Origin of the sequence: Rudaea sp. 3F27F6, assembly GCF_005503555.1 — a bacterium.
Classification (GTDB): domain Bacteria; phylum Pseudomonadota; class Gammaproteobacteria; order Xanthomonadales; family Rhodanobacteraceae; genus Rudaea.
Genome location: NZ_SCNG01000009.1, coordinates 134,490 through 146,037 on the forward strand (window position 1 = coordinate 134,490; position 11,548 = coordinate 146,037).

An 11,548-nucleotide genomic window follows, 5' to 3' on the forward strand; every position below is an offset into this window, starting at 1 on the left:
TATCGGCTTTCACTTACCGATTTTTTTGCTTTTTCCCTTCAGACGACTTTGTTTTCTGCGATGATTTTCGCGTACCACGCCGCCGAGTCTTTCGGCAGACGCTTCTGCCCGTTCTCGAAATCGACATAGATCAAGCCAAAGCGTTGCGTGTAGCCTTCGCTCCATTCGAAGTTGTCGAGCAGGCTCCAATGGTGGTACGCACGCACCGGCGCTCCGTTGCGGATCGCACGCGACAATTCGAGAAGGTGGGCACGCGCGTACGCTATGCGCTTGGCATCGTGCACGCCGCCATCGGCGGAAGGCCCTATGTTGTAAGCCGCACCGTTCTCGGTAATTTCGATTGGAATGCGGCCGGTGTGCCCGGCCATTTCGGTGACGATGTCGTAGAAACCTTTCGGATAGATGTCCCAGCCGAAGTCGGTCTTTTCCTGAGAAACGCGCTTCTTCGGCTCAAACGACTTTGTACCGAGGCCTGGAATCAGAGCTTGCGCATCCTCCTGCACATAGCTGCATGAGTAGTAATTCAGCCCGATGAAATCGAGCGGTGCACGCATGATTTCTTCATCGCCGGAACGGAAGCCCAGCAATTCGGACTGCCGCTCGGAGGGCAAGACGCCCGCGGGATAGTGTCCCTTGAGCGCCGGGTAGACGAACCACAAATTGCCGAATTTGTCTTGCCGCTCGGCTGCGGCGCGATCCGCGGCCGAAGCAGTGGCGGGCACGACCGGGGCGACGTTGTACGCGCTACCCACCTCCGCGCGTGGCCTCGATGCCTTGATCGCTCGATATACCAAACCTTGAGCAAGATTGGCGACATGCGTGGCGCGCAACGCCGCAAGTGGTTCCTTGCGTCCCGGTGCATGGATGCCCTGAGCGTAGCCGAGTACGGTGAAGATGTAGGGCTCGTTGAAGATGACCCACTGATCGATGCGATCGCCGAGCGCGTCGACGACGATCCGAGCGTAATCGGCCAAACGTTGTGCCGTGTCGCGCTCCGGCCAGCCTCCGGCATCTTCGAGTGGCTGCGGCAAATCCCAGTGATACAAAGTTGGCAACGGGCGAATGCCATCTTCAAGCAACGCGTCGGTGAGCCGGCGGTAATAGTCCAAACCCTTTTGATTGACTATGCCGCTGCCCTGCGGCTGCACTCGCGGCCAAGCGATCGAGTAGCGATAGCTCTGCATGCCCAGACGTTTGGCGATCGCAACGTCCTCGGCGTAGCGACGGTAACTGTCGCAAGCAACGGCGGCATTGGCGCTTCCCTTGATCTTGCCAGGCGTTCCGACGTAGTGATCCCAGATCGACTCGCCGCGTCCGTCGACATGAGTAGCGCCCTCGATCTGATAGGCTGCCGTCGCCGCGCCCCAGAGAAAGCCTTTGGGGAATTCACCGATGCGGCCTTTAGGTGAACCGACTACTGATTCGCCCGGCAGTTTTTCGGCTAGCGCAGTCTGCGTCAGCAAGGCGTTGCCGCCCAAGGCCAAAGCAAACCGCATGAAATCGCGACGACGCATTGAAGTCCTACTCATTTCAGTTGTGGGCAAGCGTCATCGCAAGGGCCTTTCGGTGAGATTCAATCGTTCTGATTGGGCCGCCGAGAGGCAGGGGATGCGTAAAGGGCAGTCTCCTTTCGAGACGACGCTCCTTCTGCGGAGCGCGGTGCAGGTACATCGGCGCCAAGTTGAAAACGAACTGCCGGATTTGCATAGGCCGGTTCTTCCAAGTCGTCAAAAACCAAATCTCAATCAAGCAATTACGCGGCACCGGTCAAATGTTCCAGCGCTGTCATTTCGCGAGAAAACAATGGGCCGGCACCGATAGGTCACTATTGCCCACGAAACCGGCCCACCCCTGTAGAAGAGACGCTTGGCGAAGAGCGCCCGAAGTAAGCACGGCTCTCCTTTTCCTGTTCCTAACCAACTAATACGAAAGAAGGCGCCTCAAACCTTCATCGAAGTTGGCTGGTGGGTTGCTCCGGGCTTTGGCGTGTTGCAAGACACCGAGTGCGGTGGACGCGAGGACTACTCTCGTACCATGGCGTACGGACAAGGATGCAGATTGCTTAGCTCACTCCCCGCTATGTACTTCCTGCATACAACTCAACTCGTCTGCAGAATGAAAACGCCGCCGGAAACGACGTTCAACGTGATTTGGGCTCGGCAGTGGAATCGCGCTGTTGAACTCGATACGGGACCTGGACCTTTTTCCGTATGACGGGACTGCCGATGGAATTCAAAACATGCTCGACCGCCAGGCGGCCCATTGCACGACAAGGCTGATGTGCGGTCGTCAGCTCAGGCGACATGAGCAGAGCGGCGGGGGTGTCGTCGAAACCGCAAACGGAAAGATCGCCGGGCACGGATAGTTTTCGTTCATAGGCTTCGCGCACCGTAGCGCAGGCCATATCGTCGTTGCCCGCAAATATCGCCGTCGGCGCTTTGGGTAGGTCCAGCAACTGTTTGGCACCAGCTATGCCTGATGCAAAAGTGAAGTCCCCTTCCACGACAAGGCTTGCGTCGAAATCGATGCCGGCATCGTGCAAAGCATCGCGATATCCGTTCAGACGCCATGTGCGAGCGCCGTGCCCTTTGAGGCCCGTGATGTGACCTATGCGCCGATGTCCCAGTTCGACTAGGTGCCGTACGATTTCAGCCGCTGCTTTGCGCTCGTCGAATCCCACATCGAGACATGTCCGGCCCGATTTCGACGAGATTGTGGAATAGCGGATGTCCAACTGATCGAGACGTTGTAACAACTCGACGTTGTTTGCATGTGGCGGTACCAGGATCACGGCTTCGGGGCGATGCCGAGCGACAAAACCATCGATCGCGGCAACCGGATCGTCCGAAGACTCAAATGGATGAAGCACTGCGTGATAAGGAGTGTTTTTGCACGCCATGAGCACACCGACGATCAGCTCCATAATGTAGTTGGAGCCGGCAGTAGGATTGTCGTAAAGCAGCGCGATGAGATACGAACGATTGCCGGCCAAGCTCCGCGCCGACGGGTTCGGTATGTAGTTGAGGGCACGGATCGAGGCTTCGATCCTCGCGCGCAGTTTGGGGCGAACGCTTGGTAGCCCGTTTAGGACTCGCGAGACGGTCTTGATGGATGCGCCCGCATGGGTCGCGACATCTTCAATTCTTGCCGGCATGTCCCGGAGCCTGCGTAGGAATGCGACTCGCGCAAAAATTCATCGTCATTCTCCTGCTTGTTCGGCCGCATTGTTCTACGATATCCCGACGAAACACCGCATCGGGGCACCTGAAAGGCGCGCATATGGCAGGTGCCGAGCGCAATAAGCTGCGACTCGCATGGTGAGACGAATTTCACACATTAATCGATTGCCAATTCTTTTACAGATACGTAAAAATGCAACCGAACCCTTCACCTTTGCCATCTTCTGGTTGGAATCTGTATGGAGTGCCACGCGCTGGCAGGATCGGGGGGCGGGTCGTTCCAGTGGTCGGGGGGGGCCGGCGGCGCTTCCATTGTGAATTTATGACCGAGTCGCGACGCGATAGCGTGCCTTCAGGCCTCCCGGCTACGCATACGCTGTTCAGCGAGATCTACGCCGATCTCCGCAAGCGTGCCAGCATACTGCTAGCGAGTAACCAAACCAGCTCACTCAATACGACCGGGCTGGTCCATGAGGCTTACCTGAAGTTCAGCAGCTCGCCCCAGTCCCCGAGCAGCGCCCTGCACTTCTTCAACATCGCGTCGGCTGCGATGCGCCAGATCATTGTCGATCATGCACGCTATCTAAAAGCCAATAAGCGCAGTAGCGAAGCCATCGTCACCCTGGACGACAGCCTAGTCGAGGAAGGAGCTCTGGACGCCGTCCAGACAATGCGGTTGAGCGACGCCCTCGAATCACTTCGCGCCAGCGATGCTCGTCTGGCGCAAATCGTCGATCTGCATTTCTTCGGCGGCCTCGGCTTTTCCGAGATTGCCAAACTGTTCGAGGTATCGCTAAGCACGATCGAGCGCGAATGGCGCACCGCACGCGCTCTGCTCTACCGCGACATGACGGGGTAGTTCTTTTGAACCGCGACATCGCAGCCCTGCTGCACGAGGTACTCAGCCAGCCTGAGACCGCGCGCCAGGAGTGGATCAACACGACCTGTGCCGATGCGCCGCAGACCGCGGCAGAACTCCGCGAACTCCTGCGCCGCGATGCGCAACTCGGCGGCATTCTCGACCGTCCGCTCGGAACACTTGCCAGAAATCTGCAGCTTGAGGTCGATGATCCGATCCAGGAACTGGTTGGCCGGCGCATCGGCCCCTACCGCCTCACTGCCCTGCTCGGCTCCGGCGGCATGGGCGTGGTCTACCTCGCCCAGCGTGCCGACGCGCCGTTCGAGCAGACCGTCGCCCTCAAGCTCGTGCGCAGCGAGAAACTCCACGGCGAAGCGCAGGCGCGTTTCGCGCGCGAACGCCGCATCCTCGCGCGTCTTTCCCATCCGCACATCGCCCGCCTGATCGACGGTGGCTTCGACGACCAAGGCCATCCCTGGCTCGCCATGGAGTACGTCGACGGCGAGCCGCTTATCCAATGGTGCAATGCGCGCAAACTCGGCATCGAGGAGCGCCTGCGCCTACTGCTCGATCTCTGCGCAGCGGTCGAATACGCGCACAGTCATTCCGTCGTCCACCGCGACATCAAGCCGAGCAACGTCCTCGTCGATCGCAGCGGCACCGTCAAGCTGTTCGACTTCGGCATCGCCAAGCAGCTCGACGAGGAACACTCGGAGACCTTCGCCACCGAAACGCGCGCGCGCCTGCTCACACCCGCCTATGCTGCCCCCGAGCAGATCCGTAGCGACAAGGCGACCACGGCGACCGACGTGCATGCACTCGGCCTGCTGCTCTACGAACTGCTCTGCGGACGCCGCGCCTACGGCAGTCATGGTGGCGCTCAATTCGACCTGTTAAGCGAGATTCTCGAACGCGACGCGCCGGCAATGGGCGCTCGGCTGCATTCCGCCGAACCTCCTGCCGCGGCCGACATCGCCGCCGAGCGCGGCCTCAACGAGCGCGCCTTGCAGCGCGTGCTGCGCGGCGATCTGCAGGCCATCGTCGCCAAGGCGCTGCGCAAGGAGCCGCAGTCACGCTACCGCACCGTCGCCGAGTTCGGCGACGATCTGCGCCGCTACCTCGACGGCGAACCGGTGCTCGCAGTGGAAGGCGCGCGCACTTACCGCCTGCGCAAATTCGTCGCCCAGCACCGCCTCCCCGTCGGCCTCGCCGCGGTCGCGTTCCTGTGTCTGCTCACGGCGCTGATCGGGATGACCTGGCTTGGCTACAAGCTGCGCTTGCAGGCCGAGCGTGCGGACCAGCAGTCACGCACCGCCGTCGCAACGCGCGATTTTCTACTCGACCTGTTCAAGGCCGCCTCGCCTGAGCGCACGCTCGGTAAGGTTCCCGATGCGGTCGAACTCGTCGACATCGGCGCGCGGCGTGCGGAAAACTGGCTCGATGCGCCGCCGGAACTGCAGGCGCAACTGCTCGGCACGCTCGGCAACGTCTACGTCAACCTGGGCGAATACGACACTGCACTGACGATACTCGATAAGGCCCGTGGCATCGCTATGAAGACGTACGGCAGCGATGCTGTATCGACCATGCAGTTAGATCTGGACATTGCAAACGCAATCTATTTGAACCGGACGAATTCCGATCAGGCACGCACATTGCTGGAGCGCATCATCGCGGCGCAGCGGCGACTTCCGCCAGAGCAGCGCACTTTGCTCGTACGCGCTCTGCGAGCACTCGGCAGTCTAGAGTATCGGAGCGATCGCGACGAACAGGCCGAGGCACTATTGCGTGAAGCCCTCGGACTTGCGCGCGCACAGGGCGAAACCCGGCCGCGCGAACTCGTCGCCACCTTGGCGGCCCTAGCCGGGGTAATGGAGAAGCATGGACAACTCGTAAATGCAGAAATGTACGTGCGCGAGGCTCTGACGATTGCGACCTCCATTCTGCCCTGGGACGATCCGGAGAGAGCCCTCCTGCAAGGGCAACTCGCCGACGATCTATCTGTGATGGGCAAAGTAGCCGAGGCGGAGAGTTTGCTGCGGGACAATGTCGAGAGACAGAAGCGCGTAGTTGGGGAAACGCATCCGCAATACATTGCTCAGTTGGGCGCACTGGGCAGGGTGCTCCTGCTCGAGCAGAAACTTGAAGAGGCAGAACGGGTCCTTATGCGGGCTCTTGTACTCGGAGAACGCGCCGATAAGCAAAGTCATGTGTTTGCATACAATCTGCAACTTTTGGCAAATCTGAAAAATCTGCAGTCCGAACCGCAGGATGCCTTGCCCTATGCCGAACATGCGCATGCGATCTTCGTAGCAAAGTACGGCGAAGACAATGCATACGCCTTCAGTGCGGCTGTGTCCTTGATAGATGTTCAACTGGACTACGGTGCGTATGCGCAAGCGGAAACTGAAGCGCGAAATATCCTCGTACGCGCCGAAAATTTGAACATACCGGCAGTGATCCCGCTTGCTTCGATTCGGCTCGGTCAAGCTCTTCGTAGGGTTGGTCGTCCGACGGAAGCAATACCTTTTCTACGTCGCGCTATCAACGATTTGAACGCGAGCAAGGGTGAGCGAAATTTTACTTCGCTTGCTGCTATCCTCGAGCTATCGAAGGCCGAACGCGATGCCGGTCACCATGATTTGGCGCGCGAGCAGGCGAAAACGGTATTGGGATTCGCGCCTTCCAGCCTACCGACCGACGACAGTCGAGTGCTCCAGGCACACGCTGTGCTCGCACAACTGGACTATTTGCAGCAGCGCTGCAACGAGAGTGCCCTCGATGACCTAGAGGCGCTCAAGAAGCAGCTTGAACGCAAGACGCCAAATGCGCGCGTCGAAATCACCGGCACGGCATTGATGGCAGGGTTGTGCAGGCGGCAAGTACAGGGCCACCCAATCGCGGCCTCTCAAGATGATTCGTCTATCCGCACCTACGCCCACGAAATTCTGCAAACCCCGACGGCCGATCCATTCTATCGAAAATTGGCGGCGCGAGAACTCGGTGCGAATTAGGCCAGCCAGAGTGTTGACACTTTCAGGCGCCTCTTTTGTGAATCTAACGATTCATCTATGAGCGTGCTGCGATGTAGGCTAGACCGTCATTTTTGTGCGATCTCCTGCGCGGATTCTTCGGGGCTCGAATCTTCGGCTTTGATCTGTAAAAACTTTTTCTTGTAGACCGTCACTTTCTGTGTGATCTCCCGCAAGCCTTTTCGTTGGCTCAAAATTACCATCGGAAGGTAGGTCTTTCATTTAGACCGTCACTTTTAGCTTGATTTCCGAGGGAACCCCAGTTGCCACTGACCGCAGCGGTGATTGAACTGGCGAGGCAGTACGGCAGGTACGGGTATCGTCGTATTCGTCCGGAGTATCGACATCACGTCTGGAGCTGGGGCTTTGTCATGGAGCCCACGCATGATGGGCGAGTACTGAAGATCCTGATGCTGATCGACGAGCACGGCCAGGCGTATCTAGCTCTGCCCCTTGCCCGGCAGATTCGCAGCAACGATGTGATCGATGTGCTCACCGAAGCGATAGTCGAGCATGCTGTGCCCAGCTATCTGCGATCGGCAGGGCTCCATTTCAATCAGAGCCCTGCCATCGCCGGCTTCCCATCAAAAGATGGCCATTGTTCTTCGCGAGGCCTTGTAGCTGCTATCAACCCGTTTCGGCGCCGCTCATGGATGCACTCGGAATGCGTCCACGAGCATATAGGTGCCACTCTGCTTCACTACTTTAATCGTATGATTCCCTGAAGACGTCCACGTTTGCGTATACAGAACTTGTTGTGCCAAGCGCGTGCTGTTGCTGGCATTGACGGTTTGCACTAGCGCGCCATCGATGTACACGGCGATCAGGCCTTCATCGGAATACTTTTCGCTAATGAAGTCGATGCCGCTGCCGGTGAACGCATAAGTAGCGGAAGCGCCATTGGTTGTCGTGTAGTGAATGTCTTTGTCGTAGTCGCCCGTGCTGCGATTGCTGCTGTAGCTAAACGCGGGCGAATACTGAATTTGACTGTATGTATCGTTGACAATCGTTGAATCGACGGTTTGAGTAGTCCAACTTGACTGCCCGTTCGTGGCGTTCCTGATCGTCTCGGTTACAGTGTACGCACCAGCTTTCGCGTAAGCATGAACAGGGCTGACCTCAGTCGAGGTGGTGCCGTCACCGAAGGTCCAGGTACGCGAACCGATTGTGTCGCCTGAAGCAGCGGTACTCGCGTCCGTGAACGTAGCCGTCAGGCCACTTAAGGCGGAAGTAAATTTCGCTGTGGGCGTGTCTGCACTGCTAGGGGCGGGTACCGCCAACAAGGTTACGTCATCCAACAAAAATGTAGTTTTTAGCGAAGTATTTTCTGTGCCTACAAATTTGATGACCACAGTTTGGCCGATGTAGGCCGAGAGATCGTGTGCATAGGGAACGTACTTCGAATTTGCATCCAGGTTCGAGTACGTCGCCAATGTTTTTAGCAGATTGCCCGAGCCATCGTATACCCCCACGGTCAGAGTGTCGTTTGCATCTGTCGTAGTCGTCTCGTCGGTGGTGATATGGAGGTAGTACTGTAGCGTTGCAGTGGTCACTGTCAACGTGCTGATCGTTTGAGTACCCGACGAGGTATTGGCCGTGTTGGCAATGCTCGCCGGGATCGCTACGCTCTGCGAGAGCTTGTCCGTATAGGCCGCCCCATAACCGTTGAGCTTGGCAAAGCCGTTGCTCGCCGTGCTCGCATACGCCTCCGTGACTCCCGTAAAGCCCGAACAGCCTCCCGAGCAATCCACCGAACCGTTCGCATTCGTGCTCGATCCTGCCCAAGGCGACAATTTCGATTCAAAGCTCGGATTGTCGAGCAACTGCCCGAGAGACTGCGTGAACTGAATGTAAGGCGCCGCTCCGCCATTGGCTACGCAGGGAAATAGAATCAGATTGTTGGTTTCTCCCGTCGAACCCGAAATGACACAGCCTGGGCTATTTTGCGTTCCATCATTTACTTGCAGTTTCACCGTAATCGATGATCCGTTGTTAAACGAAGCTACCGATCCGCCGGCATTGCCTACCACATTGAACTCCGACTGTTTCCACGTGGCGCCGATATTCAGAGTCCTACCACTTTGACTGACCGCTTTAGCGGTCGTGCCATAAGTAAAAGTGACCGTGTCATTCCCGCTTGTCGAAGCTGAGCCCGACAATTTCACGAGCGCCAGCTTGTTGCCAGGAACATTGGTTGCGGAAACTCCAGGGCTATTTTTTGCGCAGCCATAGTTGGTGTTATCGGCGGCAACAAATCCTGCCGGGCAGCCCACCGAGTGGTAATCCGTGTACGAAAGAAATATCCAATTTTGGATAAACGCTTGGGCACCGGTTACACCCGTATTAAACCCAGCTTGGGTGGTGCCATAGTCCGTCGCGTATATGAACTGCTCCCAAGTTTTACAGCCTGAAGGATATCCGAGGCTGGAGCAAAACGAACTTGAAGCCGGGCTGCTATTGGTATTGATCTGCATGGTGTAACCAGCACCGCCTGGCCCAAAATCGACAGGATTTATGATTGCCCCGGAGGTATCCGCTTCCGAAGTAACGCCTATGACAGATGGAAAACTTCCCGTGGCGGAAGTCGTTGTACCAGAGGTGGCTGCAGCATAATCTTGCCCATCGCCGACATACTCCGGTGCAGCGCCGCCGCTTCCTGCAGGGGAGCTATCCGCAGCCGCGTTGCCGAAGCTTATCCCACGTGGACCATTGGGCGAGGTTGTCGAGTTGTTCCCATAAGTGGGAGATCGATACGTGGGCACAGGTAGACACTGTTCCCGCTCCCAAACCAAATTGGGATAATTGGCATGAAAGCATCCTTCTTCGATGGGTGGAAACGCCTTGAGATTTTCGTGCCAGGCTTGCAGTGCTTCAGAAGTGGGGTTGGCCACAATCCCGTGATAAACCTCCACCGCGACAGCGGGTGACAGTGCAAACAAACCGATTGAACCGGCGGCACACGCAACGGCGAGCAGGGAACGCTCGCCGGTTTTTGCATTCGACTTCATGCATCTCTCCTGGAGTTAAGCGCAATAGAACGCGCCGCGCTCCCCGCAGCACGCAGTAATCGCGGCATTTACCTGCCCCGAAAGCAATCAACCCCAAAGCCACGTTGCGAGGCGCAAGGAACACTTCGCACAATTGAGTAAACAATCCGTAGCAACTATGAAGTACGCGAAACAATCGTGAAAACCTTCATGCGTAGCTTTGATTAGCCTCTACGATTTTCGTATCAGGACAGTTGTTAATGACGGAACCGCTCGCGCTGAAGCAAGTGGCTGTGATCTACACGGTATCGCACGAAGGCATAGCCAACGACAGGTCTGTCGGCCCTTGCATCAGCATTCCAGTGCGCAGACCTACGTTTCCTGCGAGGATCCGCGAACAACTTTGCATTGGCGGATGCATATACCTATTCGCTGAAGTTATCGGCGTCAGCAGATGCTCCCGCGTGGTGAAGGATGGCCGGCAAGCAAACAAACACCTGATCGATCAGTCGTGCTCCAAAGAATCTTTGTCGTTGCACAGCAGGTCATTTCGCTGCTGGAGCCCACTTCAATGTTAGATCGGCTTGGGCGACGCAGTGGATTTGGCTCCCTGACGGTCACCCCAAATATTCCGCACATGGCCACCTCAAATACTCCACGTCCGCTTTCGATAGAGCATTTTGAGTGGCCCGGGATGGGGCAATTTGGAGTGGCCGTCAGGGATTTGGCTTGACCGGCGATCTCACACCGGAACCGCGAGGTATGTTTTTTCTGAGCCATACCAATGGTCGATAACTGAACAGTGGCACCGCAAGACGAACCATGACGGTTTTTGTCTTGCTCTTCCGTACTTAGTATGGGGTACATGTGGCGGCAATTCCGCGCTCGACCCGCAGCTTTCTCCAGACGCTGCGGGTTTCTTTTTCTTCTCGAATGCAATAGATAAGTCCCCCTCTTCAAAGTCACCGGAGCCGCTTAAGCAACGCCTCGAGCCATTTGTCATCGCATTCGGCGACGAGCTCGGGACTTATGGCTGCGCCGAAAGCAGCGCCACGTCAACGGACGGGAAGTCTCGACTAGAAGGGCCCTCGCCCACATCCGACCCATTTTCGCAGCCGCGTCCACCATCGGATCGGAGAACCAAGTGCCAACGGTTGAGTGATATTGAGCTTGCATCAATCACCGAATGGAGAAGGCATGCAAAGCAGAGATATTGCGCACGAACTCGGTGCGAAGTGAAGAAAGTGCAACGCGGCTGCGGCTGGTTTTCAACGCAGCGCCTTACTTCAACCGCGAGTTACCGCATCCCCGGTTAGGGCGCCGTCACCATCACCTGAATCTGACACGTCGCTCCGGCAGCCAGGCTGCCGCCGCTCAACGACACCGAACCCGGATTCCCGTTCGTCGCAGTCACCGAACCGCCGCATTGCGCGCCGGCCGGCGTCGATGCCACCGTCATCCCCGCCGGGAAAGTGTCGGTGAACGCGAGCC

6 protein-coding genes are annotated in these 11,548 nt (G+C 57.4%); 3 read left to right on the top strand and 3 right to left on the bottom strand.

The window, feature by feature from the left end; all coding sequences use genetic code 11:
- Positions 1-38 precede the first annotated feature (38 nt).
- Positions 39-1,529, bottom strand: a complete 1,491-nt coding sequence (locus tag FFS30_RS23475; protein ID WP_343182338.1) for a GH1 family beta-glucosidase — start codon at positions 1,527-1,529, stop codon at positions 39-41.
- 611 nt (positions 1,530-2,140) lie between these two features.
- On the bottom strand, positions 2,141-3,154 hold the full coding sequence (locus FFS30_RS23480) for a LacI family DNA-binding transcriptional regulator (protein WP_137915643.1): 1,014 nt from the start codon (positions 3,152-3,154) through the stop codon (positions 2,141-2,143).
- A 347-nt stretch (positions 3,155-3,501) separates the two neighbouring features.
- On the opposite strand from FFS30_RS23480, the gene FFS30_RS23485 reads away from it, so the two are divergent.
- From FFS30_RS23485 to FFS30_RS23495, 3 genes are all read left to right on the top strand, one after another.
- On the top strand, positions 3,502-4,038 hold the full coding sequence (locus tag FFS30_RS23485; protein ID WP_171014833.1) for an ECF-type sigma factor: 537 nt from the start codon (positions 3,502-3,504) through the stop codon (positions 4,036-4,038).
- Entirely contained in the window at positions 3,993-7,052 is a 3,060-nt protein-coding gene (locus FFS30_RS23490) for a serine/threonine-protein kinase (protein ID WP_137915645.1), read from the top strand. Before FFS30_RS23485 ends, FFS30_RS23490 begins: the two co-directional genes overlap by 46 nt.
- Positions 7,053-7,333: 281 nt before the next feature.
- A complete protein-coding gene (locus FFS30_RS23495; protein WP_137915646.1) occupies positions 7,334-7,795 on the top strand; it encodes a hypothetical protein in 462 nt (153 codons plus the stop codon).
- On the opposite strand, the gene FFS30_RS24135 is transcribed toward FFS30_RS23495, so the two are convergent.
- Positions 7,718-10,078, bottom strand: a complete 2,361-nt coding sequence (locus FFS30_RS24135; protein WP_212742571.1) for a PKD domain-containing protein — start codon at positions 10,076-10,078, stop codon at positions 7,718-7,720. The two genes, FFS30_RS23495 and FFS30_RS24135, sit on opposite strands and share 78 nt — an antisense overlap.
- Between the last annotated feature and the right edge of the window lie 1,470 nt (positions 10,079-11,548).

What these genes read in the sequence shown, in the direction of transcription:
- FFS30_RS23475 (WP_343182338.1), bottom strand. Translation starts at nt 1,529, where the DNA reads ATGAGTAGGACTTCAATGCGTCGTCGCGATTTCATGCGGTTTGCTTTG.
- FFS30_RS23480 (WP_137915643.1), bottom strand. Translation starts at nt 3,154, where the DNA reads ATGCCGGCAAGAATTGAAGATGTCGCGACCCATGCGGGCGCATCCATC.
- FFS30_RS23485 (WP_171014833.1), top strand. Translation starts at nt 3,502, where the DNA reads ATGACCGAGTCGCGACGCGATAGCGTGCCTTCAGGCCTCCCGGCTACG.
- FFS30_RS23490 (WP_137915645.1), top strand. Translation starts at nt 3,993, where the DNA reads ATGGCGCACCGCACGCGCTCTGCTCTACCGCGACATGACGGGGTAGTT.
- FFS30_RS24135 (WP_212742571.1), bottom strand. Translation starts at nt 10,078, where the DNA reads ATGAAGTCGAATGCAAAAACCGGCGAGCGTTCCCTGCTCGCCGTTGCG.